At 71.5% G+C, this 25602-nt stretch carries 24 protein-coding genes; 19 read left to right on the top strand and 5 right to left on the bottom strand.

All coding sequences use genetic code 11. The features are described 5' to 3' along the window. The first annotated feature begins 214 nt into the window (after positions 1–214). A complete protein-coding gene (locus tag O1G21_RS17195; RefSeq protein ID WP_270144809.1) occupies positions 215–1564 on the top strand; it encodes a dicarboxylate/amino acid:cation symporter in 1350 nt (449 codons plus the stop codon). Positions 1565–1825: 261 nt separating this feature from the next. Here the strand turns inward: O1G21_RS17195 and O1G21_RS17190 are convergent, their stop codons facing one another. After that, positions 1826–2029, bottom strand: a complete 204-nt coding sequence (locus O1G21_RS17190; protein WP_030287184.1) for a cold-shock protein — start codon at positions 2027–2029, stop codon at positions 1826–1828. A gap of 429 nt (positions 2030–2458) precedes the next feature. Here O1G21_RS17190 and O1G21_RS17185 point away from each other — a divergent pair, with 429 nt between their 5' ends. The 6 genes from O1G21_RS17185 (at position 2459) to O1G21_RS17160 (ending at position 8845) form a co-directional block, all read left to right on the top strand. Further along, the gene (locus tag O1G21_RS17185) at positions 2459–3364 is read left to right on the top strand and encodes a menaquinone biosynthetic enzyme MqnA/MqnD family protein (protein ID WP_270144808.1); all 906 of its coding nucleotides are present in this window, start codon (positions 2459–2461) and stop codon (positions 3362–3364) included. Between the two features lie 290 nt (positions 3365–3654). Then, positions 3655–4875, top strand: coding sequence for a cyclic dehypoxanthinyl futalosine synthase (gene mqnC / locus O1G21_RS17180; RefSeq protein ID WP_270144806.1), 1221 nt, complete (start codon positions 3655–3657; stop codon positions 4873–4875). A gap of 79 nt (positions 4876–4954) precedes the next feature. Beyond that, the gene (locus tag O1G21_RS17175; RefSeq protein WP_270144804.1) at positions 4955–5605 is read left to right on the top strand and encodes an amidohydrolase family protein; all 651 of its coding nucleotides are present in this window, start codon (positions 4955–4957) and stop codon (positions 5603–5605) included. Positions 5606–5898: 293 nt separating this feature from the next. Next, on the top strand, positions 5899–6486 hold the full coding sequence (locus tag O1G21_RS17170; protein WP_270144802.1) for a hypothetical protein: 588 nt from the start codon (positions 5899–5901) through the stop codon (positions 6484–6486). 131 nt (positions 6487–6617) lie between these two features. Then, positions 6618–7313: a demethylmenaquinone methyltransferase gene (locus tag O1G21_RS17165; RefSeq protein WP_270144800.1), complete on the top strand. Its 696-nt coding sequence runs from the start codon at positions 6618–6620 to the stop codon at positions 7311–7313. Between the two features lie 242 nt (positions 7314–7555). Beyond that, entirely contained in the window at positions 7556–8845 is a 1290-nt protein-coding gene (locus tag O1G21_RS17160; protein ID WP_270151057.1) for a geranylgeranyl reductase family protein, read from the top strand. Between the two features lie 93 nt (positions 8846–8938). Here the strand turns inward: O1G21_RS17160 and O1G21_RS17155 are convergent, their stop codons facing one another. The 3 genes from O1G21_RS17155 to O1G21_RS17145 form a co-directional block, all read right to left on the bottom strand. Continuing rightward, on the bottom strand, positions 8939–9301 hold the full coding sequence (locus O1G21_RS17155) for a MazG-like family protein (RefSeq protein ID WP_270144798.1): 363 nt from the start codon (positions 9299–9301) through the stop codon (positions 8939–8941). A 204-nt stretch (positions 9302–9505) separates the two neighbouring features. Further along, positions 9506–10216, bottom strand: a complete 711-nt coding sequence (locus O1G21_RS17150) for a peptidylprolyl isomerase (protein WP_270144797.1) — start codon at positions 10214–10216, stop codon at positions 9506–9508. A gap of 182 nt (positions 10217–10398) precedes the next feature. Then, positions 10399–11082, bottom strand: coding sequence for a TetR/AcrR family transcriptional regulator (locus O1G21_RS17145; RefSeq protein WP_270144796.1), 684 nt, complete (start codon positions 11080–11082; stop codon positions 10399–10401). Positions 11083–11185: 103 nt separating this feature from the next. Between O1G21_RS17145 and O1G21_RS17140 the strand changes: the two genes are divergently transcribed. Together O1G21_RS17140 and O1G21_RS17135 are read left to right on the top strand one after the other, a co-directional pair. Continuing rightward, positions 11186–11842, top strand: a complete 657-nt coding sequence (locus O1G21_RS17140; RefSeq protein ID WP_270151055.1) for a CatB-related O-acetyltransferase — start codon at positions 11186–11188, stop codon at positions 11840–11842. 179 nt (positions 11843–12021) lie between these two features. Further along, complete coding sequence (locus O1G21_RS17135; protein WP_270144793.1) at positions 12022–12993, top strand: DMT family transporter; 972 nt, start codon at positions 12022–12024, stop codon at positions 12991–12993. Between the two features lie 13 nt (positions 12994–13006). Here O1G21_RS17135 and O1G21_RS17130 read toward each other — a convergent pair whose 3' ends face one another. Further along, complete coding sequence (locus tag O1G21_RS17130) at positions 13007–13585, bottom strand: hypothetical protein (protein ID WP_270144791.1); 579 nt, start codon at positions 13583–13585, stop codon at positions 13007–13009. A 202-nt stretch (positions 13586–13787) separates the two neighbouring features. Here O1G21_RS17130 and O1G21_RS17125 point away from each other — a divergent pair, with 202 nt between their 5' ends. The 10 genes from O1G21_RS17125 to nuoH all read left to right on the top strand — a co-directional run bounded on the left by O1G21_RS17125 (position 13788) and on the right by nuoH (position 25600). Further along, positions 13788–14909, top strand: coding sequence for a sensor histidine kinase (locus O1G21_RS17125; protein WP_270144789.1), 1122 nt, complete (start codon positions 13788–13790; stop codon positions 14907–14909). Beyond that, a complete protein-coding gene (locus O1G21_RS17120) occupies positions 14906–15598 on the top strand; it encodes a response regulator (RefSeq protein WP_270144787.1) in 693 nt (230 codons plus the stop codon). Before O1G21_RS17125 ends, O1G21_RS17120 begins: the two co-directional genes overlap by 4 nt. Before the next feature lie 862 nt (positions 15599–16460). Then, positions 16461–16820: an NADH-quinone oxidoreductase subunit A gene (locus O1G21_RS17115; protein ID WP_030060100.1), complete on the top strand. Its 360-nt coding sequence runs from the start codon at positions 16461–16463 to the stop codon at positions 16818–16820. Between the two features lie 134 nt (positions 16821–16954). Beyond that, positions 16955–17509, top strand: a complete 555-nt coding sequence (locus O1G21_RS17110; RefSeq protein ID WP_030286559.1) for a NuoB/complex I 20 kDa subunit family protein — start codon at positions 16955–16957, stop codon at positions 17507–17509. Then, positions 17506–18219, top strand: a complete 714-nt coding sequence (locus O1G21_RS17105; protein WP_270144782.1) for an NADH-quinone oxidoreductase subunit C — start codon at positions 17506–17508, stop codon at positions 18217–18219. Before O1G21_RS17110 ends, O1G21_RS17105 begins: the two co-directional genes overlap by 4 nt. Next, on the top strand, positions 18219–19550 hold the full coding sequence (locus tag O1G21_RS17100; protein WP_270144781.1) for an NADH-quinone oxidoreductase subunit D: 1332 nt from the start codon (positions 18219–18221) through the stop codon (positions 19548–19550). The genes O1G21_RS17105 and O1G21_RS17100 overlap by 1 nt, the downstream gene beginning before the upstream one ends. After that, a complete protein-coding gene (gene nuoE, locus O1G21_RS17095; RefSeq protein WP_270144779.1) occupies positions 19547–20338 on the top strand; it encodes an NADH-quinone oxidoreductase subunit NuoE in 792 nt (263 codons plus the stop codon). The genes O1G21_RS17100 and nuoE overlap by 4 nt, the downstream gene beginning before the upstream one ends. After that, positions 20338–21699, top strand: coding sequence for an NADH-quinone oxidoreductase subunit NuoF (nuoF, locus tag O1G21_RS17090; RefSeq protein WP_270144777.1), 1362 nt, complete (start codon positions 20338–20340; stop codon positions 21697–21699). The genes nuoE and nuoF overlap by 1 nt, the downstream gene beginning before the upstream one ends. Beyond that, positions 21696–24257, top strand: coding sequence for an NADH-quinone oxidoreductase subunit G (locus O1G21_RS17085; RefSeq protein WP_270144775.1), 2562 nt, complete (start codon positions 21696–21698; stop codon positions 24255–24257). Before nuoF ends, O1G21_RS17085 begins: the two co-directional genes overlap by 4 nt. Beyond that, positions 24254–25600 carry an NADH-quinone oxidoreductase subunit NuoH gene (nuoH, locus tag O1G21_RS17080; protein ID WP_270144773.1) on the top strand — a complete coding sequence of 449 codons (1347 nt, stop codon included), beginning with the start codon at positions 24254–24256 and terminating at the stop codon, positions 25598–25600. Before O1G21_RS17085 ends, nuoH begins: the two co-directional genes overlap by 4 nt. The last annotated feature ends 2 nt before the right edge of the window (positions 25601–25602 follow it).

Genomic DNA, 25602 nt, shown 5'->3' with positions numbered 1-25602 from the left:
TGCACGGCCCGGGCCCGCTGCCCGGCGCCGCCCGCCCGTGTGCTCTGACCGGTGCTGTGGACAGCCCGCGCCGTTGTCGCGCCATGAGCTGTATGCCGGCGGCACGCCCCTGAACCGGGGTCCGTGACCTCTGCACGTCCGGCCCCGCGCCGTGCCGCCTCCCCCCGCCCCACACCCCACCGTCAGCAACGCCCTCCCCCGGAGTCGCACCCCCATGTCCACAGCGCCCGAGGCGACCTCGTCGCCGTCCATGCTCACCCGCATCCGCAAGACACCGTTCTGGGTGCAGATCGTCGCCGGCCTCGTGCTCGGCGTCGGCCTCGGCTACCTGGCCCGTGCCGCCGACGTCTCCTGGCTGGCCACCACCCTGGAGACGATCGGCAAGATCTTCGTCCAGCTGCTCAAGCTGGCCGTGCCCCCGCTGGTCTTCACCGCGATCGTGGTGAGCGTCGCCAACCTGCGCAACGTCACCAACGCGGCCCGGCTGGCCACCCGCACGCTGCTCTGGTTCATGATCACCTCGTTGATCGCGGTCGGCATCGGCCTGGGCCTGGGCCTGCTCACCAACCCCGGCCAGGGCACCAACCTCAAGACCGAGGGCCTCAAGGCGCTCGACTCCAAGGGCACCTGGATCGACTTCCTGACCGGGATCTTCCCGACCAACATCGTCGACGCCTTCGTCAAGGTGAACGTGCTGCAGATCGTCTTCATGGCGGTCGTGGTCGGCGCGGCGATCATCAAGCTCGGCACCAAGGCCGAGCCGGTCCTCAAGCTCAGCGAGACCGTGCTGGAGCTGACCCAGACCGCCCTGTGGTGGGTCATCCGGCTCTCCCCGCTCGGCACCCTGGGCCTGATCGGCAAGTCCGTCGCCAAGTACGGCTGGGACCTGCTCAAGCCCTTCGCCACGCTGACCCTCGACATCTACGTCGGCTGCGCGCTGGTGCTGTTCGTCGTCTACTCGCTGGTGCTGCGCTTCGCCGCGGGCCTCAACCCGCTGCACTTCTTCAAGGGCGCCTGGCCCGCCATCCAGCTGGCCTTCGTCTCGCGCTCCTCGGTCGGCACCCTGCCGGTCACCCGCCGCGTCACCGAGCGCCTCGGCGTCCCGAGCGAGTACGCCTCCTTCTCCGTGCCGTTCGGCGCCACCACCAAGATGGACGGCTGCGCCGCGATCTACCCGGCCGTCGCCGCGATCTTCGTCGCCCAGGTCTACAACATCGAGCTGGGGATCAAGGACTACATCCTGATCGCCTTCGTCTCGGTGGTCGGCTCGGCCGCCACCGCGGGCCTCACCGGTGCGATCGTCATGCTGACGCTGACCCTGTCCACCCTGGGCCTGCCGCTGGAGGGCGTCGGCCTGCTGCTGGCCATCGACCCGATCCTGGACATGATGCGGACCGCGACCAACGTCGCCGGTCAGGTGGTCGTGCCGATCGTGGTCGCCGCGCGGGAGCGGATCCTGGACGTGGCCGCGTACAACAACCCCTCCGGGGACCTGTACGAGGAGGACGCGCCGAAGGCCGTCATCCCGGCGCGGGCCGACGCGAAGGCTGCGGCCGCGGCCTGATCCCCGGGTCTTCGACGGCGCACGAAGGGCCGTGCGAAGGGCCCTCTCCCGGTGACGGGGGAGGGCCCTTCGGCGTTCCTCGTCGCTCTTCCGGGCGCGGCCCGAAAAGGCTTGGCCCGAAAAGGCGCGGCCCGAAAAGGCAGGGGGCCCGCCGCGATGGGCAGGCCCCCTTGGGTGCTGCTCTTGTGCTCATGGTGACGGCTGTCGGGAGCCGCCGGTGGACCCGAAGGGGTCCCGAGCGATCAGAACATCAGAGGATGGTCAGACGGCGGTGACGTTCTCCGCCTGCGGGCCCTTCGGACCCTGGGTGACGTCGAAGGTGACCGCCTGGTTCTCCTCCAGCGAACGGAAGCCGTTCGCGTTGATGGCGGAGTAGTGGACGAAGACGTCGGGGCCGCCGCCCTCCTGGGCGATGAAGCCGAAGCCCTTCTCAGCGTTGAACCACTTGACGGTTCCCTGAGCCATGCCGTTCTCCTTGCGATGCGTGTCGGGGGCCACACCGTGTGGTCCCCGGTCCGCTGCGCTGATCGCCCTGCCTCCGGACGAGTCCGAAGTTTTTCGATATTGCTGAAAAACTACAAAAAGCCTGCGGTTACATGCTCCGCAGGCTTCAAGTACTGCAAGGGGAATCAAACTGCAACTGAGGGCAACGCTAGCATGCGGTCGCTGTGACGACCAGAGGTCACTTGCGCTCCGGACGGCGCGTGTCGTAGGCCTCCTCCCAGCCCTCCGGAAAGGGCTGGGAGCGGGCGGGGGAAGGCCCGTTGGGGCGTGCACCAGTTCGGCGGGGTTCGGCGGGAAACGCTCCCGCGCGTGTCGGGTGGCCGGTGCGAGCCGCCCCGAACAGCAGGCATACGCTGCGGGGAAGCGCACGAACAGCAAGGGAGCGGCGCAGTGGCAGCACCGGACGCGCAAACGCGGGAGCCCGAAGAGAACACCCCGGTCAGGCCGCGGGTCGGCCATATTCAGTTCCTGAACTGCGTCCCCCTCTACTGGGGCCTCGCCAGGACCGGCAATCTGCTCGACCTGGACCTCACCAAGGACACCCCCGAGAAGCTGAGCGACCAGCTCGTCGGCGGCTCCCTCGACATCGGGCCGATCACCTGCGTGGAGTACCTGCGCAACGCCGACGACCTGCTGGTCCTGCCCGACATCGCGGTCGGCAGCGACGGCCCGGTGATGTCCTGCCTGATCGTCAGCAAGGTGCCGCTCGCCGACCTCGACGGCCGCCGGGTCGCCCTCGGCTCCACCAGCCGCACCTCCGTCCGGCTCGCCCGACTGCTCCTGGAGGAGCGCGAAGGCGTGCGCCCGGACTACTTCAGCTGCCCGCCCGACCTCAGCGCGATGCTCGCCGAGGCCGACGCCGCCGTCCTGATCGGCGATCCCGCCCTGCGCGCCTACCTCGGGCAGGCCGCCGACCTCGGGCTGACCGTGCACGACCTCGGCGAGATGTGGAAGGAATGGACCGGGCTGCCCTTCGTCTTCGCGGTCTGGGCCGTGCGCCGCGAGTTCGCCGAGCGCCGCCCCGAGCTGACCGCCGCCGTCCACCGGGCCTTCCTGGAGTCCCGCGACCTGTCGCTGGTGGAGGCCGCCAAGGTCGCCGAGCAGGCCGCCCGCTGGGAGGCCTTCGGGGCGGACGTGCTGGAGCGGTACTTCAGCGAGGCGCTCGACTTCTCGCTCGGCGAGCGGCAGCTGGCCGGGGTCGCCGAGTTCGCCCGGCGGGTCGCACACGACAGCGGCTTCGCGCCGGACGTGGCGGTGCGGCTGCTGGAGCCGGCGGCGCTGCCGGTCGGGGGGTAGGAGCGTAGGAGTGTAGGGGAGCGGGCGTCGGGCGGCCGGGCGCTGCGCTCGTCCGGGCACCGGCCACCGGGCGCCGACCGGCTTTTTCACCCGTTCGGGTTATGCGGTGGGCTCGTCCGGCGTCATGTCCTACGCCTTCGTACGACTTTCGTACGCCTTGATGGCGTCCGAGCGGTCGGACGGGCGGCGACCGCAGTGCAGCTCAGCGGGCTGACTCGGGCGCCCGAAAGGCCTGGCGTAGGCTGGTTCGGCCGTACCCCAGTAGCACTTGAGAGAGAGAAGGCCGTCAGGTGACCGAGCTCGCAGCGACCACCCTCGATGCGTCCAGCACCGACCTGCAGGCCGTGCTCGACCGGGCCGCCGCCGGTGGCCGGATCACCCCGGAGGAGGCGCTGGAGCTCTACCGCTCCGCGCCGCTGCACGCGCTCGGCTCCGCCGCCGACGCGGTGCGCCGCCGCCGCTACGCGGGTACCGAGCACATCGCGACGTACATCATCGAGCGCAACATCAACTACACCAACGTGTGCGTGACGGCGTGCAAGTTCTGCGCCTTCTACGTGCCGCCGAAGAGCGACAAGGGCTGGTCCCGCGAGCTCGACGAGATCCTGCGCCGCTGCGCCGAGACGGTCGAGCTGGGCGGCACCCAGATCATGTTCCAGGGCGGCCACCACCCGGACTACGGCGTGGAGTACTACGAGCGCGCGTTCTCGGCGATCAAGGCCGACTTCCCGCAGCTGGTGATCCACTCGCTGGGCGCCTCCGAGGTCGAGCACATGTCCCGGATCTCGGGCGTCTCCATCGAGGAGGCCATCACCCGGATCCACAAGGCGGGCCTGGACTCCTTCGCCGGCGCCGGCGCCGAGCTGCTCCCGGCGCGGCCGCGCAAGGCGATCGCCCCGCTCAAGGAGTCCGGCGAGCGCTGGCTGGAGATCATGGAGGCCGCGCACCGCCTCGGCGTGGAGTCCACCTCCACCATGCTGATGGGCACCGGCGAGACCAACGCCGAGCGGATCGAGCACCTGCGGATGATCCGCGACGTGCAGGACCGCACCGGCGGCTTCCGCGCCTTCATCCCGTACACCTACCAGCCGCAGAACAACCACCTGAAGGGCTCGACCCAGGCCACCGTCTTCGAGTACCTGCGGATGATCGCGATCGCCCGCCTGTTCCTCGACAACGTCGCCCACATCCAGGGCTCCTGGCTCACCACCGGCAAGGAAGCGGGCCAGCTGTCGCTGCACTACGGCGCGGACGACCTCGGCTCCGTGATGCTGGAGGAGAACGTCGTCTCGGCGGCCGGTGCCAAGCACCGCTCCAACCTGACCGAGCTGATCCACCTCATCCGCGCCGCCGACCGCGTCCCGGCGCAGCGCTCGACCACGTACGAGCACCTGCGGGTGCTGGACGACCCGGCGAACGACCCGGTCGACCCGCGGGTCGCCTCGCACATCGCCTCCACGGCGATCGAGGGCGGCACGGCGCACCCCGAGCTGAAGATCCTGGACAACTGAGCCTGCCGGTCCCCTTGCCGACCTGCTGACCCGCTGACCCGCTGACCTGCTGATCCGCTGACCTGCTGAGACCGAATCGGTGCTGACCCTCCACCGGGCGGCCCTCGTGCTGCCCGACCCGGCCGACCCCACCGCCCCGTCCTACGCCGACGGGGCGGTGGTGGTGCGCGGCGAACTGGTCGAGGCCGTCGGGCCGTACGGGGAGCTGGCGGCGGCGCATCCGTCGGCACGGGTGCGGGACTGGGGTACGGCCGTGCTCACGCCCGGGCTGCGCAACCCCTGGGGGCAGCGGCTGTTGGAGCGGGACTACCACCCGGACCCGCGCGAGGAGATCGGCGTCGAGCCGGTGGCGGACGGGCTGGTGGGGTGCACCGACGAGACCCGGTACGGGGCGAGTGCGCGGCGCGGGCTGCAGCGGATGCTCGGGTTCGGGGTGACGGCGGTGGCCGGGCCGTTCGAACGGGCCTCGGTGCGGACGGCGGTCGCGCGTTCGGGGGTGGCGGCGCCGCCGGGGGCGGAGGGCGGCGCGGCGGCGGTGTTGGATCCGCTGGAAGTGCTGCCGTTGGCGTCGGCCGTGCACGGGCGGGTGGCGGCCGGTGGGCGGGCGGACTTCGCGGTGTTCCCGGTCGCGGACGGGGATGGGAGCGGGGCCGGGGGTGGGGTGCGGCCGGCGGCCGGCGGGTGCCTGGCGACCGTGCTGGGCGGGCGGTTGGTGTACCGGCGGCGGTGACCTCCGGCTGACCCATGGCCGGCCTCCGGAGTGGGCGGGTGGACCTGACCGACGTGGTCGATGTGACGTACTCGTCAGTAGTCGGATTGCCTTGCCGCGTACGGTACTTCCTTCGTGTGCACCCGAACTGCCGTGCCCGCCCAGGGGGGTGATTGCTCCTTCGCCGTGACCTGAGGGCCCGCCAGCGGATACGATCCCGGACAGCTCACTCCGTACCCTCACCACACCACCGCCCGTGCCCGCGGGCGGCGGGGCCGCGTCCCCGGCCCCGGAGGCAAGCCAGGACAGGAACCATGCGAACCGCGACCGTCCCCCCGCCGCGATCCCCGCGGTTGGGCCGTGGTTGGTACCTCGCCGCCGTGCTCAGCGCCGTGCTGGCCGTCGGGATGTGCCTGCTCGGTTGGCGCCAGGCCGACCAGGCCGACCGGATCGCGGCCCACCCGGTGAGAGTCGAGGGCGTCGTCACCCAGCTGCCCACCGGCGGCGGCACGTACAGCGCCGTCAGCTACAAGGTGAGCGGCCAGCCGCACACCGCGGCAGCGCTGCCGCTCGCCGACGGCGCCAAGGTCGGCGACGCGGTCTGCCTGGAACACGCGGCCGACGACCCGGGCGCGGTGCGGATCTGCGGTGACACCTACCCCCAGCCGGTCGGCGTGGGCCTGGCCCGGTTCAGCGTGCCGGTCGCCGTCGTGCTGTTCGTGATCTGCGTGCTGCGCATCCGGCGCCACCGGCGGGCCCTGGCGGTCCGCAGTGGGCAGGGGCGGCTCGCCGCCAACCTCGCGCTGGCGACCGGGGCGCTGGCCGAGGGGATGCCCGCGATAACCCAGGGCAAGCGCTCCCGGCGCCGCCGCCGCGCGGGCGGACGACGGGGAGCGCACTGAGTGTTCTGACCGGGGCGTGTTCTGACGGGGGCGGGGCGGGCGGCCTTCGCGGCTTCCCGGGTGGACCGCCCTGGGGCGCCCCGGTGAGCCCCGTTGGTCGGGGCGTCCGTCACAGGGTGAAGAATGGGGGCGTGACCCGAGCCTCCCTGGACAAGCAGCCGCACGAAGTCGCCGCCATGTTCGACGACGTCGCGGCCAAGTACGACCTCACCAACGACGTGCTCTCCCTCGGCCAGGCCCGCGCCTGGCGCCGCGCGGTGGCCGAGGCGGTGGCCGCCGGACCGGGGGACCTCGTGCTCGACCTCGGGGCCGGCACCGGCACCTCCTCGCTGCCCTTCGTCGAGGCCGGGGCCAAGGTCGTCCCGTGCGACTTCTCGGTCGGCATGCTCACCGAGGGCAAGCGCCGTCACCCCGAGCTGCCGCTCACCGCCGGGGACGCCACCCGGCTGCCGTTCGCGGACGACACCTTCGACTCGGTGACGATCTCCTTCGCGCTGCGCAACGTCCAGGAGACCGACGCGGCGCTGCGCGAGATGCACCGGGTCACCAAGCCCGGCGGCAAGCTGGTGATCTGCGAGTTCTCCACGCCGACCTGGACGCCGTTCCGGACCGTGTACACCGAGTACCTGATGCGCGCGCTGCCGCCGGTCGCGACCGCCGTCAGCAGCAACCCGGACGCGTACGTCTACCTCGCCGAGTCCATCCGGGTCTGGCCGGACCAGCCCTCGCTCGCCGCCCGGATGCAGGAGAGCGGCTGGTCGAAGGTCGCCTGGCGGAACCTGACCGGCGGGATCGTCGCGCTGCACCGCGGGTACAAGTCGGCGTAGCCGGGCGGCGGGCGGTGTCCCTGCCCCGGCGGGGCGCCCGCGGTGAGGTGTTCCCGTCGGGGCGCGGGCGTTTCCGTCGGGGTGCGGTGTCCCTGCTCCGGCGGGGCGCCCGCGGTGAGGTGTTCCCGTCGGGGCGCGGGCGTTTCCGTCGGGGTGAGCGGAACTAGACTGCCGGAGACAAAAGCCGCCATCCCCCGCCGCAGCTCCAGGAGTGTGTCCACGTGTCCGAGACCGCAGCCGATCTGACGAAGCCGGACAGCACGGTCGAGAGCACCGCCGACGTCATCGTGGTCGGCGCGGGGCCGGCCGGCTCCACGACCGCGTACTACCTCGCCCAGGCCGGGCTGGACGTCCTGCTGCTGGAGAAGACCGCCTTCCCGCGCGAGAAGGTCTGCGGCGACGGCCTGACCCCGCGCGCCACCAAGCAGCTGGTGGACATGGGCATCGACGTCTCCACCGAGAACGGCTGGCTGCACAACAAGGGCCTGCGCATCATCGGCGGCGGCGTCCGGCTCGAGCTGGACTGGCCGGAGCTGGCCTCCTTCCCGGACTACGGCCTGGTCCGCAAGCGCGCCGACTTCGACGAGCTGCTGGCCCGTCAGGCCGAGAAGGCCGGCGCCCGGCTCTACGAGCGCTGCAACGTCAGCGGGCCGGTCCTGGACGACCGCACCGGCCGCATCGTCGGCGTCACCGCCAAGCTCGGCGACGAGAAGCGGCCGGTCACCTTCCGGGCCCCGCTGGTGGTCGCCGCCGACGGCAACTCCACCCGGCTCTCGCTCGCCATGGGCCTGCACCGCCGCGAGGACCGCCCGATGGGCGTCGCCTACCGCACCTACTTCAACTCGCCGCGCCACGACGACGACTACCTGGAGTCCTGGCTGGAGCTGTGGGACACCCGCGGCGGCCAGCGCAAGCTGCTGCCCGGCTACGGCTGGGTCTTCGGCATGGGTGACGGCACCTCCAACGTCGGCCTCGGCATCCTCAACTCCTCGCCCGCCTTCGGCGAACTCGACTGGCGCGAGGTGCTCAAGGCCTGGTGCGCCGGCATGCCCGAGGAGTGGGGCTACACCCCCGAGAACATGACCGAGCCGATCCGCGGCGCCGCGCTGCCGATGGCCTTCAACCGGCAGCCGCACTACACCCGCGGCCTGCTGCTCGTCGGCGACGCCGGCGGCATGGTCAACCCGTTCAACGGCGAGGGCATCGCCTACGCGATGGAATCCGGCCAGATCGCCGCCGGCGTCATCGTGCAGGCCCACGCCCGCCTCACCGACGGCGGCCGCGAGCGCGCCCTGCAGGCCTACCCGCGCATCCTCAAGGAGGTGTACGGCGGCTACTACACGCTCGGCCGCGCCTTCGTGAAGCTCATCGGCAACCCCAAGGTGATGCAGCTCGCCGCCCAGCACGGCCTGCCCCGGCCGCTGCTGATGCGCTTCACCCTGAAGCTGCTCGCCAACCTCACCGACCCGAAGGGCGGCGACGCGATGGACCGCGTGATCAACGGGCTGGCGAAGGTCGCGCCCAACGCCTGACGCCTGGTTTGGGCGTTTGCCCCACGCCTGTCCGCGGGTTCGTCTTCAGGCCTGTCCTCAGGTTTGTCCTGAGGCGTGTCCTGAGGCGTGACCTCAGGCTTCGGCCTCCGCCGTCTCCTCGGGCCCGTCGACCGGGTGCCGGGAGGCGGCGGAGCGCTGTTCGACGTAGGCCAGGCGTTCGGCGAACACCCGCGCCGCGTCGGGGGTGAGCGTCCGCAGGGCGACGAGGGCGCTGAAGACGACGTCGCAGAGCTCGTGCTGGACGTCCTCCCAGGAGTGGGTGACGCCCTTGCGCGGGTTCTGACCGGTGGCGCCGATCACCGCCGCGCCGACCTCGCCGACCTCCTCGGAGAGTTTGAGGAGCCGCAGCAGACGTTCTTCCTGCGGTGACTGCGTGCTGTGCTCGTCCAGCCATGCGACCAGGTGGTCGACGCTCTCCCAGATCCGGCTGTCCATGCGGTGCTGCTCCCTGCGGTGTCGTTGGTGCTGCCACCGTACGGGAGCGGCCACGGGGGCTGGGCCAGCCGGGTCCGCCCGGCCGGCCGGCCCGCCCGGTGGTTGTGGTTCGGCCGGCCCGCCCGGCGGTTGTGGTTCGGCCGACCGGGACGGTTGACTGACTACCGGTTGGTGTTCGGTCGGCCGGGACGTTCGGCCGGCTGGTCAGTGCTTGCTGATCTTCACGTGGCGGATGTTCACGGGGACGTTGGGGTAGCCGTCGCCGGGGCCGTTCTGGTCGTCCTCGCCGGCGGCGGCGATCTTCTGCAGGACGTCCAGGCCGGCCGTGACCCGGCCGAACGGGGTGTAGGCGGGGGAGAGCTTGGTGTCCTTCCAGACGATGAAGAACTGGCTGCCGTTGGTGTTCGGACCGGCGTTGGCCATCGCCACGGTGCCGGCCGGGTAGGTGGCGCCGGTCAGGTTCTCGTCCGGGAAGGAGTAGCCCGGACCGCCGCTGCCCGTTCCGGTCGGGTCGCCGCACTGCAGGACGTAGATCCGCTGGGTCGTGAGGCGGTGGCAGTGGCTGCGGTCGAAGTAGTCGTGCTCGGCCAGGAAGCGGAACGAGAAGGTGGTGCAGGGCGCCTTGTCGGTGAGTGCCTCGAAGGTGATCGGGCCCTGGTTGGTTCGCAGGGTCGCGCGGTAGGGGCGGGCGGCCTTCTCGGCGTCGAAGACCGGGATGCCCTTGAAGTTGTCGGCCGGGACGGCGGGTGTGTAGGTGCAGGCCGCGCTCTGGGCCGGGGCAGCGCCGGAGGGGGCCGCGACGGCCGTGCCGGTGCTCGCCGCGAGCGGGAGGGCGGTGGCGGCGGCGACCAGCGCCCAGTGCTTGCGCTTCACGTGACGGGCCTTCCGGGGGGTGGTGGACGGCGTGCTTGTCATGGAGGAATCATCCACGGCCGGGTGGGTCTCCGGTAGGGGGCGGGACGGCGGGGGCTGCTTTGGCTGAAGGGGTGGTGATGGATGGTCAGTTCCTCTTCGAGGCGTGGTTGATCGGTGGGCGGGATCGGGATGGGGCGGCCTGACGGATGGGTTGTGGGTGAGGGCGCGGTGGGCGCCGGGCCCTACGGGGTGGGGGTGGCCGGTGTGGTGCCGGGCTCCGGGTCGGTCGGGGTGGTCGAGGTGGTCATGAACAGCCCGGCGCGGGCGGCCAGGGTGGCGGCGTCGGCGGCCCGCTCGGCGGTGCGGGCGTCCAGCGGTTCACCGGTGACGAACAGTCGGTAGTAGAGCGGGGCGGTGGCGGCGCTGACCACCTCGGCGCCGTCCGTTCCGACGGGCAACTCGCCGCGAGCGACTGCCCGTTCGGCGACCTCGGCGGCCTGGTGGTGGCGGGCCGCGAAGAAGTCGCGGAGAGCTGCCGCGCCGACGTCGGAGCGCTGGGCGGCGGAGATCAGCGCGATGGGCGTGGGGCTCCGCTCGGGGTCGGTGAAGACGTCGAACACCTCCTGGGTGATGCGGCGGAGGTCCTCCTGGAGGTCTCCGGTGTCGGGCAGCGGCCAGGGCTGGTCGGCCGAGGCGGTCAAGGCGTCCGCGACCAGGCCGTCGATCCCGCCCCACCGGCGGTAGAGGGTCGCCTTGTGGACGCCGGACCGGGCCGCGACCGCCTCGGCGGTGAGTCCGTCGTAGCCCTTCTCCGTGACCTCGGCGAGCGTGGCGGCGACCACGTTCGTACGGACCCGGGCGCTTCGGCCGCCGGGGCGCGGGGTCGGTGTGCGGGGCTGCTGATCGGGGTGGGTGGGCTCGCTCAAAGTCGACTCCAGTCGCATTAAGACTTGCTGTGGCGTGGCGATCGTGCCATGATCATCGTAATGCGACTGGAGTCGCATTACGAGAGGAGCTCATGTGACCGCCATCGCCATCCCCGACCCGACCGCCCTCCACCCGCTCGCCGGCCACGACCGAGTGGTCCTGCTGCGCCCGCTGGTCACCGACCCGAGGATCGAGGTCGGCGAATACACCTACTTCGACGACCCTGACGGAGCCACCCGCTTCGAGGAGCGCAACGTCCTCTACGCGTACGGCCCCGAACGGCTGGTGATCGGCAAGTACTGTGCGATCGCCACCGGAACCCGCTTCCTGATGGCCGGGGCCGCCCACCCGACCATCGGCGTGTCCACCTTCCCCTTCACGATGTTCGGCGGCAGCTGGACCGAGCAGACCCTCGACATCGTCACAGGCCTCCCCAGCCGGGGTGACACCGTGGTCGGCAACGACGTCTGGTTCGGATTCGGTGCCACCGTCCTGCCCGGTGTCAGGATCGGCGACGGAGCGATCATCGCGGCCGGTGCGGTGGTGACCGCCGACGTCGAGCCCTACACGATCGTCGGCGGCAATCCCGCCCGCCCGATCCGGCGCCGCTTCGACGACGCCGACATCGAACGCCTGCTCCGCGCCGCCTGGTGGGACTGGCCGGTCGAGCTCGTCACCGAGCACGTCCGCGCGATCATGTCCGGCACCCCAGCCGACATCGAGGCCATCGCCGAGACGAACGGCGTGCTCGCCTCCTGACCCGCCGGCAGCACCCGGCAGGGGCATTGATCACCGGCGGCCCGGTGCGCGAAGATGGCGCCCCCTTGCTCCATCCCTCACCCCGTCCGCCGCTGAGCCACACGCCCAGCTCCCGGGTCCGTCCGACGCCGTACGGTCCTCGCACCCGCCGGTTCCGTTCGCTCGGAGGGATCCTCCTCATGCGTGCCTCCCTGTCCTCGTCATCATCGGTTCTTCGTGATCTGCCGGTCCTGCTCGTGGCAGTGGTCTGGGGGTCGAGCTTCCTCGCCGTCCAACAGGTGGCCGAGCCCGGGACGGTCGTGGCGATGCTCGTGTTGCGCTTCGGGGTGGTGCTGCCGTTGCTCGGGCTCACCGCCTGGCGGGCCCTGCGGAAGCTGAGTCGCGCCGAGTGGCTCGGCGGCGCCGCACTGGGCCTGGTCCTCAGCGGGATCTTCCTGCTGGAGACCTACGGCGCCGTGCACACCTCCGCAACCAACGCCGGGCTGATCATCAGCCTCGCCATGGTCCTCACCCTGCTCGGCGAGAGCGCCCTCAGCAGGACCGCGCCACCACGGGCCTTCCTTGCGGCGGCCGGTCTGGCCGTCCTCGGCGTCGCCCTCCTCACCGGCGACGGCGGACTGCGCCCTCCGACGCTCGGTGACCTACTGGTGCTGGGCGCCGCCCTCGTCCGCTCCGGGTACGTCCTCGCGATGGCCCGCACCCGGGCCGTACGCGACACCGACATGCTCGCCGTCACCTGGGTCCAGCTCGCCGTCGCCACCGCAGTGTTCGCGGTCGTCGCACTCGCCGGCGGGCCCGCGCCGTGGACCGTCGCGCTTTCGTACGGAGCCGGCCAGTGGGCCTGGCTGCTGCACCTGTCCTTGTTCTGCACGCTCTTCGCCTTCTTCGTTCAGATGTGGGCCGTCCGGGCGACCTCGCCGTCCCGGGTGAGCCTGTTGCTCGGTACCGAACCCCTGTGGGCCGCCGTCTTCGGTATCACCGTCGCCGGCAACCGGATGGGCCCGCTCGCCCTGCTCGGCGGAGCCCTGGTGCTGGTCGCGACCGAGTGGGGCCGGCGGACCGCCCCCACACCACGCCCGGCCGAGGGCGATGAGGAGCGTGAGAGTGAGCTCGACGTGGTGGGATCGAGCCCGGAGGCGGCCCCGGTGTGACCCGTCGCCTTCGTCACCGGCGGTGCCACAGCGTCCGACGGGCATAGTCGACGGTGACCACGCCGAGCAGCGGCCCCCAGGCGACCAGGGGCAGGTAGGCGAGGGTCATCACCAGGGCGCTGAAGCCGCGCGGCGAATCCGGCTGGGCCAGGTTGTGGGCCCAGCGGCCGAACAGACCCTCCATGCCGAGGACGGTGAGTATCACCGAGCCCAGCACGGCCGGGACGATCGCGGCGAGCGGCTGGACCCGGTGGCCGCCGATCAGTGGGATCCACCGGGGCACCACCAGCCCCCAGGGCCGGACCAGACCCACAGTCAGGAAGGCCAGCGCCTCGGTCAGGATGCTCAACACCACGCAGTAGACCGTTCCCCAACCCGGCTGGTGCGCGTTGTAGGCCGCAGCCGTCGCGCCGGTGAAGCCGACCGGGACGCCGAAGCCGAAGACGATCCGCCACACTCCGGAGGGGACGGTGCTCAAGGCGGCGGTCTTGGCGGCCAGTTCGGCCCAGCGCGGCGCCGGCGGGACGGCGCCGGCAGGAGCGGTGGGGGTCGGGCGGTACGTGATCCCGGCCTTGATCATGAGCTTGGACATGGTGTTGAACTCCTATCCCGGGCGGCCCCGGTGGCCGATCCGATGACTCAAGACTGGCGCCCCCGAGACGATGCTGGCAGATGCCGATCGGGCTGTTCCTCCTGCTCAACCGGCCTGTGAAATATGCCGATCGGCACAGGCCTTCCGTCTGCGCGGCGTCGTAATGTGACGGCATCCGAAGAGTCGAGGAGAGGTGGTGGCGATGACTCAGATCCTGTCCGGGGCCGTCCTGGTCCTGGCGCTGCCGGCCTGGGCGGCGCGTCGGCGGCACGGGGCGGCGGCCGTGACCCTGGTGCTCGGGGCCGCGTCGCTCGTGGTGACGGTCGCCGTCTGGCTCCTCGGCCGCTGGGCTGAGGGCAACCGCTGGGCCGGGCTGCTGGGCCTGGTCGAAGTGGGCGTCCTGGCGCTGTCGGTGGTCATCAGCCTGCGTACGGAGGACGGCCCGCGGTGCGCGGCGGCGGTCTGGACGGCGTGCGGAGCGGTCGCGCTCTGGCTGTCCCGCTTCGCGATCGTCGACGGGCCCGGGGACATACTGACGGTCTTCGGGTTCGGCTCGATGCTCTCAGTGCCGGCCGTTCTGGTCGGGCTCTACCTCCGAGGCCTGGACGAGGGGCGCAACAGGGCGGTGGTCGAGGCCAGACGAGCGCAGCGGATCGAACTGGCCCACGACCTCCACGACTTCGTGGCGCACGACGTCAGCGGCATGGTCGCCCAGGCCCAGGCGGGGGCGTACCTGGCCGCCATCGACCCGGCACGGGCGGCCGAGATGTTCGAGCGGATAGAGCAGGCAGGGCAGCGGGCGCTGGCCTCGCTGGACCGGACCGTGCAACTGCTTCGCAGCGAGGAGGCCGGCGGTCGCAGCCCACAGCCGGGTCTCCCCGAACTGGCTGAGGTGGCCGAGCAGTTCACCGCTGCAGGCGGCGCCGACGTCCAGCTGGAGCTGCCGGACCAGTCGGTTCCGCGAGAGGTCGGCAGGACGGTCCACCGAATCGTCGTCGAGGCGCTGACCAACGTTCGCCGGCACGCCCGGGGCGCCCGCCGGATCGACATCCGGGCCCGCTGCGCCGGTGAGTGGCTGGAGCTGACCGTGACGAACGACGGCCGGGCGCCGGGTCTGATCGGCCGCCCCCGCCGCGGCGGCGGCAGCGGATTGCCAGGGCTGGCGGCGCGTGTGGAGGCTCTGGGTGGCACGTTCGAGGCAGGTGCGCACGAGCAGGAGGCCTGGCGGGTGACAGCGAGGCTGCCGTTGGCGGAGCGGGAGGAACCGGAGCGGCCGGAGACCCCGATGAGGACCAGTGCGGACGCAGGGGAGAAGAGCAGATGAGCAGCAACGCAAGGCCGATTCGGATCCTGATCGCCGACGACCAGGCCGATGTCCGCAGCGCGTTCCGGATGATCCTGGACGTCCAGCCGGACATGACGGTGGTGGCCGAGTCGGCGGACGGCGCCGCAGCGGTTCAGGAAGCGAAAAGGCTGCGGCCGGACGTGGTGCTCGCAGACATCCGGATGCCGAAGCTCGACGGCCTGGAGGTCACGCGGCAGCTGGCCGACCAGTGCAAGGTGATCGTGGTGACCACCTTCGACCTGGACGAGTACGTGCACACGGCCTTGCGGCACGGTGCGGCGGGCTTCCTGCTGAAGCGTTCGGGGCCGGTACTGCTGATCGAGGCGATCCGGGCGGCGATGGCCGGGGACGCGTTGATCAGTCCACAGATCACGGTCCGGCTGCTGCAGCACATGGCGTTGCCGGGATCCAACCCGGCGTCCGGGTCGGCCGCGACAGGCGTGCCGGGCCCGTTGATAGCGGGCCCGGTGGAGGAACTGACCGAGAGAGAAAGGGAGATCGCTGAGCTGGTGGCCGACGGAGCGACCAACGCCGAGATCGGTGCCGGGCTCTTCATCTCACCGGGAACCGTGAAGAACCACCTCGCCAACATCCAGCGCAAGCTCGGCGCCCGTAACCGGGTGGGCGTCGCGGCCTGGGTGTGGGAACAGGCGGTCGGCAACCGGTAGCCGATGCCTGGCCCACAGGGCGGGAGCGGATCAGTGGAGGCGGCCCGCGCAAGGGTGAGCCCGAGAACGAAAGGGAGGAAAGGGCGGAGGCGGAGGCGGGCCCGGGGATTTGATGGCCGCACCGAGAAGTTGGGCCTGCCCGCAACGGGAGGCAGAGCCGCGTAAGCGGTGGTGGCGGAGGTGGAGGCGGCGGAGGAGGAGGGCGAGGGCGGGCCCCCAGGCGCCCATAGGCTGCCGGAGCTGCGAGCGCGCCGCAGCTCCGCGCTGGGACCGGCCGGCCCAGCGCAGGGTGACACCGGCAGCAGGTGGGCAACCCTGGCGCGGGCGGCGGGCGGCGGGCGGCGGGCGGCGGGCGGCGGGCGGCGGGCGGGTGGGGGGAGGGCGGGTGGGGGGAGGGGGAGGGGGAGGGGGAGGGAAACCCCCACGACAACTTCGCACGCTTGTGAACGAAGGGTCAAGCAAGCGTTCATCCCCCCACCACCCCTCCGAGTGAGCCCCCATAACACGTCAACCCGCCGCCCAGAAATTTGCCATCCACGATGCATAGTTGATATAGGAACCAGCCCCTGACCAGCTGCTCCAAAGACAAATGCGACTACTTGTGACCATTTGACTCCTTTGCGCTGACAACTCTGGGCATGTTCACATTCGCCACCATTCACATGGTGTCGTAGATCACAAAGATGACGTTGAACTGCGTGTCGCAGATCACAAGCCACCGGGCATAGGATGCGCTCGTTCCAGGCTTTGTGAACTGCCTCACATGAGGTGGATCTCGGGAACTGGAGCGCGGGTTCACCTCAGCGTGACCTGCCGGTTCCGATCTGCAGTCAAGGACGACTGGACGGAGGGAGCGGGGGCTATGAATGCCTACGCGCCGATCCTCGTACTCGGTGCCATCGCGGCGGCGTTCGCGGTCGGTTCCGTCGTGATGGCCTCACTCACCGGCCCCAAGCGCTACAACCGGGCCAAGTTGGAGGCGTACGAGTGCGGCATCGAGCCGACCCCGCAGCCCGTGGGCGGCGGTCGGTTCCCGATCAAGTACTACCTGACGGCGATGCTCTTCATCGTCTTCGACATCGAGATCGTCTTCCTCTACCCCTGGGCGGTGACCTTCGACGCCCTGGGGATCTTCGGGTTGGTCGAGATGCTCCTGTTCATCGCCACCGTCTTCGTCGCCTACGCCTACGTCTGGCGACGCGGCGGCCTGGAGTGGGACTGAGCACGCCTGGAGTGGGACTGAGCACGGGGTGGTCCGCCCCACCCGTCGACCCGGCGCGCGACCGCTTGTGAACGGGCGGACAAGCCGGAACCTGCCGACGTTCCAGATGACTTGAGGGCATTGAGAGGGATCTGATGGGAATCGAGGAGAAGCTGCCGAGCGGCTTTCTGCTCACGACCGTGGAGACGGCCGCCGGCTGGGTGCGCAAGGCGTCACTCTTCCCGGCCACCTTCGGTCTGGCCTGCTGCGCGATCGAGATGATGACCACCGGCGCCGGCCGCTACGACCTGGCCCGGTTCGGCATGGAGGTCTTCCGGGGCTCCCCCCGGCAGGCGGATCTGATGATCGTGGCGGGCCGGGTGAGCCAGAAGATGGCCCCGGTGCTGCGCCAGGTGTACGACCAGATGGCCAACCCGAAGTGGGTCATCTCGATGGGCGTCTGCGCCTCCTCCGGCGGGATGTTCAACAACTACGCGATCGTCCAGGGCGTCGACCACATCGTCCCGGTGGACATCTACCTGCCCGGTTGCCCGCCCCGCCCGGAGATGCTGATGGACGCCATCCTGAAGCTGCACGACAAGATCCAGCACGAGCCGCTGGGCGTGAACCGGCGCCGCGCCGAGGAGCTCGGCGAGGCCCTGGCCCTCAAGGCCACCCCGGTCAGCGAGATGCGGGGGCAGCTGCGATGAACGAGCATGCACCCGAGACCCGCCGCGAGCAGCCGGTGCGCGAGATCCCGGTCGAGGTGGTCGGCCGCCGCCAGGGCATGTTCGGCACCCGGGGCACCGGCGACACCTCCGGCTTCGGCGGCCTGGCCGCCCCGATCGTGCTGCCCGGTCCGAGCGAACGCCCGTACGGCGGCTGGTTCGACGAGGTCGCCGACGAGTTCGAGGGCGCCCTGGAGGAGCAGGGCCTGGACCCGGCCGAGGTGATCGAGAAGACCGTGGTCGACCGCGGCGAGCTGACCTTCCACCTCGACCGTGCCCACCTCCTGAAGGCCGTGCGCATCCTGCGCGACGACCCGGCGCTGCGCTTCGAACTGTGCCTGGGGGTCAGCGGCGTGCACTACCCCGGTGACAAGGGCCGCGAGCTGCACGCGGTCTACCACCTGCGCTCGATCACCCACGGCCGGCTGATCCGGCTGGAGGTCACCGCGCCGGACGCCGACCCGCGCATCCCCTCGGTGGTCAGCGTCTACCCGACCAACGACTGGCACGAGCGCGAGGCCTACGACTTCTTCGGCCTGGTCTTCGAGGGCCACCCGGCGCTCACCCGGATCATGATGCCGGACGACTGGCTGGGCCACCCGCAGCGCAAGGACTACCCGCTCGGCGGCATCCCCGTCGAGTACAAGGGCGCCCAGATCCCGGCACCCGACCAGCGGAGGTCGTACAGCTGATGAGTACTCAGCACTACGAGGAAGCAGACGCCCGCGAGACCACCGAGGGCCGGGTCTTCACCGTCACCGGCGGCGACTGGGGCGAAGTGGTCGAGGCGGTCGGCCGGGCCGACGACGAACGCATCATCGTCAACATGGGCCCCCAGCACCCGTCCACCCACGGCGTGCTGCGGCTGATCCTGGAGATCGACGGCGAGACGGTGAAGGAGGCCCGCTGCGGCATCGGCTACCTCCACACCGGCATCGAGAAGAACATGGAGTTCCGCAGCTGGGTCCAGGGCACCACCTTCGTGACCCGGATGGACTACCTGACCCCGCTGTTCAACGAGACCGCCTACTGCCTGGCGGTCGAGAAGCTGCTCGGCATCACCGACGACGTCCCGGACCGGGCCAGCGTCATCCGGGTGATGATGATGGAGCTCAACCGGATCGCCTCGCACCTGGTCTGCCTGGCCACCGGCGGCATGGAGATCGGCTCCACCACCCTGATGATCTACGGCTTCCGGGACCGCGAGCTGATCCTGGACGTCTTCGAGCTGGTCACCGGCCTGCGCATGAACCACGCGTACGTGCGCCCCGGCGGCCTTTCCCAGGACCTGCCCCCGGGCGCGGTGGACCAGATCCGCGAGGCGGTCCGCACCTTCCGCTCCCGGATGCACGAGTACGACAAACTGGCCACCGGCAACCCGGTGTTCAAGGCCCGCCTGGTCGACGTCGGCTTCCTGGACCTGCCCGGCTGCCTGGCCCTCGGCGCGACCGGCCCGATCCTGCGCGCCACCGGCCTGCCGCACGACCTGCGCAAGACCGACCCGTACTGCGGCTACCAGGACTACGACTTCGAGGTCGCCACCGCGGACAGTGCCGACTCCTACGGCCGCTTCCTGATCCGCCTGGAGGAGATGAAGCAGTCGCTGCGGATCGTCGAGCAGTGCCTGGACCGGCTGCGCCCGGGCCCGGTCATGGTGGCCGACAAGAAGATCGCCTGGCCCGCCCAACTGGCCGTCGGGCCGGACGGCATGGGCAACTCGCTCGACCACATCCGCAAGATCATGGGCACCTCGATGGAGGCCCTGATCCACCACTTCAAGCTGGTCACCGAGGGCTTCCGGGTCCCGGTCGGCCAGGCGTACGCGGCGGTCGAGTCGCCCAAGGGCGAGCTGGGCGTGCACGTGGTCAGCGACGGCGGGACGCGCCCGTACCGGGTCCACTTCCGGGATCCGTCGTTCACCAATCTGCAGACGATGGCGGCGATGTGCGAGGGCGGCCAGGTGGCCGACGTGATCGTCGCGGTGGCCGGGATCGACCCGGTGATGGGAGGCGTGGACCGGTGACCAACGTCGAACTCGGACTGCCGGCGCTGCCGGCCCCGCCCTACCCCGAGGAGGTGCGCGCCCGGCTGGCCGCCGACGCCGCCGAGCTGATCGGCCGCTACCCGCAGGCCCGTTCGGCGCTGCTGCCGCTGCTGCACCTGGTGCAGGCCGAGGAGGGCTTCGTCAGCCCGACCGGGATCCGGTTCTGCGCCGAGCAGTTGGACCTCACCACCGCCGAGGTCACCGCCGTCGCCACCTTCTACACGATGTACCGGCGGCGCCCCGCCGGGAAGTACCACGTCGGGGTCTGCACCAACACCCTGTGCGCGGTGCTCGGCGGCGACCAGATCTTCGCCGAGCTCCAGCAGCACCTGGGGATCGGCAACAACGCCACCACCGAGGACGGCCAGATCTCGATCGAGCACATCGAGTGCAACGCCGCCTGTGACTACGCGCCGGTGGTGATGGTCAACTGGGAGTTCTTCGACGACCAGACCCCGGAGAGCGCCCGGCAGCTGGTCGACGACCTGCGGGCCGGCCGCGAGGTGCGGCCCACCCGCGGCGCCCGGCTGTGCGGTTTCAAGGAGACCGCCCGGATCCTGGCCGGCTTCCCCGACGAGCGCCCGGGCGCCAACGACGAGTCCGGCGCCGGCGGTGCCGCCTCACTGGCCGGCCTGCGGCTGGCCCGCGGCGAGGCCCTGCCCGGCACCGGCGGCACCAAGGTCGTCGCCCCCCGCCACGAGGAGCCCCGCCCCGAGGAGCCGGGCCAGGAGGCCAAGGCCGACGGCCAGGAAGGGACCGAAGCGTGATGACCTCCGCCGAGCCGGCCGAGAAGCTGCTCACCCCCGTCCTGTCTGACCCCTGGGACGACAGCCGCCCCTGGACCCTCGCCACCTACCGCCGCCACCACGGCTACGAGGGCCTCAAGGCGGCCCTCGCCATGCCCCCGGACGACGTGATCGCCCTGGTCAAGGACTCCGGCCTGCGCGGCCGCGGCGGCGCAGGCTTCCCCACCGGGATGAAGTGGCAGTTCATCCCGCAGAACGACGGCAAGCCGCACTACCTGGTGGTCAACGCGGACGAGTCCGAGCCGGGCACCTGCAAGGACATCCCGCTGCTGTTCGCCAACCCGCACGCGCTGATCGAGGGCATGATCATCGCCTCCTACGCGATCCGCTGCGACCACGCCTTCATCTACCTGCGCGGCGAGGTCGTCCCGGTGCTGCGCCGCCTGCACGCGGCCGTCGCCGAGGCGTACCGGGCCGGGCTGCTGGGCCGCGACGTCCTCGGCTCCGGCGTGAACCTCGACATCACCGTGCACGCCGGCGCCGGCGCGTACATCTGCGGCGAGGAGACGGCGCTGCTGGACTCGCTTGAGGGCCGTCGCGGCCAGCCGAGGCTGCGGCCGCCGTTCCCGGCGGTGGCCGGCCTGTACGCCTGCCCGACGGTGGTCAACAACGTCGAGTCGATCGCCTCGGTGCCGGCGATCCTGGCCCGCGGCAAGGAGTGGTTCAAGGGCCTGGGCACCGAGAAGTCCCCCGGTTTCACGCTCTACTCGCTCTCCGGCCACGTCACCAACCCGGGCCAGTACGAGGCGCCGCTGGGCATCACCCTGCGCCAGCTGCTGGACCTCAGCGGCGGCGTCCGGGCCGGGCACCGGCTGAAGTTCTGGACCCCGGGCGGCTCCTCCACCCCGATGTTCACCGACGAGCACCTCGACGTCCCGCTGGACTACGAGGGCGTCGGCGCGGCCGGCTCGATGCTCGGCACCAAGGCGCTGCAGGTCTTCGACGAGACCACCTGCGTGGTGCGGGCGGTCACCCGCTGGACCGAGTTCTACGCCCACGAGTCCTGCGGCAAGTGCACCCCCTGCCGGGAGGGCACCTACTGGCTGGTCCAGCTGCTGCGGCGGATCGAGGCGGGCGAGGGCGTCGAGGGGGATCTGGAGAAGCTCCTCGACATCGCCGACAACATCAACGGCAAGTCCTTCTGCGCGCTGGGCGACGGCGCGGCCAGCCCGATCGTCTCCTCGCTCAAGTACTTCCGTGCCGAGTACGAGCAGCACCTGGCCGAGCGCCGCTGCCCGTTCGACCCGGCCGCCTCCACCGTCTGGGCCGACGGCCCCCGCCCCGGCCACCAGTCCGCCACCGAAAGGGAGGTGCACGCGTGACGATCACCGAGCCGACCGCCTCCACGAACGACGGAGCCACGGTCGAACTGGTCACGCTCACCATCGACGGCGTCGAAGTGAAGGTCCCCGAGGGCACCTTGGTGATCCGGGCCGCCGAGACCATCGGCACCCAGATCCCGCGCTTCTGCGACCACCCGCTGCTGGACCCGGCCGGCGCCTGTCGGCAGTGCATCGTGGAGATCGAGGGCCAGCGCAAGCCGGTGGCCTCCTGCACCGTCCCGGTCGCCGAGGGCATGGTGGTGCGCACCCAGCTGAGCTCGCCGGTGGCCGAGAAGGCGCAGCGCGGCGTGATGGAGCTGCTGCTGATCAACCACCCGCTGGACTGCCCGGTCTGCGACAAGGGCGGCGAGTGCCCGCTGCAGAACCAGGCGATGTCCACCGGTGACGCGGACTCCCGCTTCGAGGGCATGAAGCGCACCTACGAGAAGCCGGTGCCGATCAGCAGCCAGGTGCTGCTGGACCGGGAGCGCTGCGTGCTGTGCGCGCGCTGCACCCGGTTCTCGCAGCAGATCGCCGGGGACCCGTTCATCGACCTGGTGGAGCGCGGGGCGCTGCAGCAGGTCGGCACCGGGGAGGGGGACGACTTCGAGTCGTACTTCTCCGGGAACACCATCCAGATCTGCCCGGTGGGTGCGCTGACCTCGGCGGCTTATCGTTTCCGCTCGCGCCCCTTCGACCTGACCTCCTCGCCGAGCGTGTGCGAGCACTGTGCGGCGGGCTGCGCCCAGCGCACCGACCACCGGCGGGGCAAGGTGCTGCGCCGGCTGGCGGGCGAGGACCCGGCGGTGAACGAGGAGTGGAACTGCGACAAGGGCCGGTTCGCCTTCCGCTACGCCCAGTTGCGGGACCGGCTGACGACGCCGCTGGTGCGGGAGGACGGCGAGCTGGTGCCGGTGTCCTGGCCGGAGGCGCTGGCCCGGGCGGCGCAGGGGCTGCGCGGGGTCCGTACCGGCGTGCTGACCGGCGGCCGGGTGACGGTGGAGGACGCGTACGCGTACGCGAAGTTCGCCCGGGTGGTGCTGGGCACCAACGACGTGGACTTCCGGGCCCGCCCGCACAGCGGTGAGGAGGCGGACTTCCTGGCCGCGGCGGTGGCCGGGCGCGGGGTGGACGTGGACGGCGGCGGCCTGAGCTACGAGCGGCTGGAGCAGGCTCCGGCGGTGCTGCTGGCCGGCTTCGAGCCGGAGGAGGAGTCGCCGATCGTCTTCCTGCGGCTGCGGAAGGCGAGCCGCGCGAAGGGGCTGAAGGTGTTCTCGGTGGCGGCCTTCGCCTCCCGGGGGCTGGCGAAGCTGCGCGGTGCGCTGCTGCCGACGGCTCCGGGCACCGAGCCGGAGTGGTTCGCGGCGCTGGCCGCGGACGAGCCGTTGAACGACGACGCCGGGCGGGCGGCCGAGCTGCTGCGCCGGCCGGGCGCGGTGATCCTGGCGGGCGAGCGGCTGGCGGCGGTGCCGGGTGCGCTGACGGCGGTGCTGCGGCTTGCGCACGCGACCGGGGCCGAGCTGGCCTGGGTGCCGCGCCGGGCGGGCGAGCGCGGGGCGGTGGAGGCGGGTGCGCTGCCGGGCCTGTTGCCGGGTGGCCGTCCGGTGGCCGCGGCGGCGGCGCGGGCGGAGGCGGCCGCGGTGTGGGGGGTGGCGGAGCTGCCGTCGCGTCCGGGCCGGGACACCGGCCAGATCCTGACCGCGGCGGTGCAGGGCGATCTGGACGCGCTGCTGGTCGGCGGGGTGGATCCGGACGACCTGCCGGATCCGGCGCTGGCCGGGGAGGCCTTGGCGGCGGCGTTCGTGGTGTCGCTGGAGCTGCGTCCGTCGGCGGTGACCGAGCGGGCCGACGTGGTGCTGCCGGTGGCGGCGGTGGCGGAGAAGGCGGGCACCTTCCTGGACTGGGAGGGCCGGGTGCGGATGTTCGAGGCCGCGCTCAAGCCGGACCAGCAGATGGGCCGTCACCTCCAGTCGGACCTGCGGGTGCTGGCGATGCTGGCGGACGCGCTGGGGCACCGGCTGGGCCTGGCGGATGTGCGGGCGGCCCGGCTGGAGCTGGACCGCTTCGAGCCGTGGCGGGGTGACCGGGCGGCCGCTCCGGCGGCGCACCCGGGTGTGCTGCCGCGGCCGGCCACGGGCCAGGCGGTGCTGGCGGGTTGGCGCCTGCTGCTGGACGAGGGCTCGCTGCAGCAGGGCGATCCGCACCTGGCGGGCACCCGGCACCGGGCGGTGGCCCGGGTCTCGGCGGCCACCGCGAAGGAGGTCGGCGCCGAGGCGGCCGGGGCGCTGCGGCTGACCGGCCCGGCCGGGTCGCTGGTCCTGCCGCTGGAGGTCACCGAGTCCGTCCCCGACCGCACGGTCTGGATCCCGCTCAACTCCACGCCGGGCGGCGCCCATCGCGCGCTCGGCACCACCGTCGGCCACCTGGTGACGATCGCCGCGGCCGAGCTCACGCCGGTCGCCGTCAAGGGCGCCGAGGACGCCAGGGGCGCAGCGGGCGTCGAGGGGGTCCGAAGCGAAGGCGACGGGGCCGAGGCCCGGGAAGGGGAGGTCCGATGACGACTCCGCAGCCGTACGAGACGCTCCACTTCTTCGGCCAGGACCCGTGGTGGCTGGTGCTGCTGAAGGCGGTGTTCTGCTTCGCGTTCCTGGTGCTGACGGTGCTGGTCGCGATCGTCTGGGAGCGCAAGGTGGTGGCCTGGATGCAGTTGCGCATCGGGCCGAACCGGCACGGGCCGTGGGGCCTGCTGCAGTCGCTGGCGGACGGGGTGAAGCTGGCGCTGAAGGAAGACCTGGTGGTCAAGGGCTCGGACAAGGTGGTCTACGTCCTGGCCCCGATCGTCTGCGCCATCCCGGCGTTCATGGCCTTCGCGGTGATCCCGTTCGGTCCGGCCGGCGACGAGGTGTCGATCTTCGGCACCCGGACGCCGCTGCAGCTGACCGACTTCCCGGTGGCACTGCTGTACGTGCTGGCGACGGCCTCGGTGGGCATCTACGGGATCGTGCTGGCGGGTTGGTCCTCCGGTTCGACGTACCCGCTGCTGGGCGGGCTGCGCTCCTCGGCGCAGATGATCAGCTACGAGATCGCGATGGGCCTGTCCTTCGCGGCGGTGTTCATCTACTCGGGTTCGATGTCGACCTCGGAGATCGTGGCGCACCAGCAGCCGACCTGGTTCGCGGCGCTGCTGCCGGTGTCGTTCATCGTCTACATCATCGCGATGGTGGGCGAGACCAACCGGGCGCCGTTCGACCTGCCGGAGGCCGAGGGCGAGCTGGTCGGCGGGTTCAACACCGAGTACTCCTCGCTGAAGTTCGCGATGTTCATGCTGGCCGAGTACGTCAACATGGTGACGGTCTCGGCGGTGGCCTCGACCCTGTTCCTGGGCGGCTGGCGCGCTCCGTGGCCGGTGTCGACCTTCTGGGCGGGCGCCAACCACGGCTGGTGGCCGATGCTGTGGATCACGCTGAAGATCCAGCTGCTGCTGTTCTTCTTCATCTGGCTGCGCGGCACGCTGCCCCGGTTCCGCTACGACCAGTTCATGAAGCTGGGCTGGAAGGTGCTGATCCCGGTCTCGCTGGTGTGGCTGGTGCTGATCGCGAGCGTGCGGGCGCTGCGCAACGAGGGGTACGGCTTCGGCGAGGTGGTGCTGTACGTCGGCGCGCCGGTCGGCGCGGTGCTGCTGCTGGCGCTGGTGCGGGACTTCCTGCGCAAGCAGCCCGAGGAGGCCGCGACGGCTGAGAACGGGCCCGACCAGGCGGGTGAGTTCGATCCGATGGCGGGCGGCTACCCGGTGCCGCCGATGCCCGGTCAGGTGCTTCCGCCGGTGCCGCGCCGGCCCAGCCGCGCCCCGAAGCAACTCCAGGACGCCCTCAACGGGGCCGACCATTCCGAAGGGAGCTGATC

This window comes from Kitasatospora cathayae (assembly GCF_027627435.1).
GTDB lineage: Bacteria > Actinomycetota > Actinomycetes > Streptomycetales > Streptomycetaceae > Kitasatospora > Kitasatospora cathayae.
The sequence above is the reverse complement of the archived record's forward strand: the minus strand, read 5'-3'. Positions and strand labels throughout refer to the sequence as shown.

Excerpts from the sequence above, each read along its gene's own strand:
- O1G21_RS17195 (WP_270144809.1), top strand. The coding sequence starts at position 215 with ATGTCCACAGCGCCCGAGGCGACCTCGTCGCCGTCCATGCTCACCCGC.
- O1G21_RS17190 (WP_030287184.1), bottom strand. The coding sequence starts at position 2,029 with ATGGCTCAGGGAACCGTCAAGTGGTTCAACGCTGAGAAGGGCTTCGGC.
- O1G21_RS17170 (WP_270144802.1), top strand. The coding sequence starts at position 5,899 with ATGCGAACCGCGACCGTCCCCCCGCCGCGATCCCCGCGGTTGGGCCGT.
- O1G21_RS17155 (WP_270144798.1), bottom strand. The coding sequence starts at position 9,301 with ATGGACAGCCGGATCTGGGAGAGCGTCGACCACCTGGTCGCATGGCTG.
- O1G21_RS17150 (WP_270144797.1), bottom strand. The coding sequence starts at position 10,216 with ATGACAAGCACGCCGTCCACCACCCCCCGGAAGGCCCGTCACGTGAAG.
- O1G21_RS17135 (WP_270144793.1), top strand. The coding sequence starts at position 12,022 with ATGCGTGCCTCCCTGTCCTCGTCATCATCGGTTCTTCGTGATCTGCCG.
- O1G21_RS17130 (WP_270144791.1), bottom strand. The coding sequence starts at position 13,585 with ATGTCCAAGCTCATGATCAAGGCCGGGATCACGTACCGCCCGACCCCC.
- O1G21_RS17125 (WP_270144789.1), top strand. The coding sequence starts at position 13,788 with ATGACTCAGATCCTGTCCGGGGCCGTCCTGGTCCTGGCGCTGCCGGCC.
- O1G21_RS17120 (WP_270144787.1), top strand. The coding sequence starts at position 14,906 with ATGAGCAGCAACGCAAGGCCGATTCGGATCCTGATCGCCGACGACCAG.
- O1G21_RS17115 (WP_030060100.1), top strand. The coding sequence starts at position 16,461 with ATGAATGCCTACGCGCCGATCCTCGTACTCGGTGCCATCGCGGCGGCG.
- O1G21_RS17110 (WP_030286559.1), top strand. The coding sequence starts at position 16,955 with ATGGGAATCGAGGAGAAGCTGCCGAGCGGCTTTCTGCTCACGACCGTG.
- O1G21_RS17105 (WP_270144782.1), top strand. The coding sequence starts at position 17,506 with ATGAACGAGCATGCACCCGAGACCCGCCGCGAGCAGCCGGTGCGCGAG.
- O1G21_RS17100 (WP_270144781.1), top strand. The coding sequence starts at position 18,219 with ATGAGTACTCAGCACTACGAGGAAGCAGACGCCCGCGAGACCACCGAG.
- nuoF (WP_270144777.1), top strand. The coding sequence starts at position 20,338 with ATGACCTCCGCCGAGCCGGCCGAGAAGCTGCTCACCCCCGTCCTGTCT.
- nuoH (WP_270144773.1), top strand. The coding sequence starts at position 24,254 with ATGACGACTCCGCAGCCGTACGAGACGCTCCACTTCTTCGGCCAGGAC.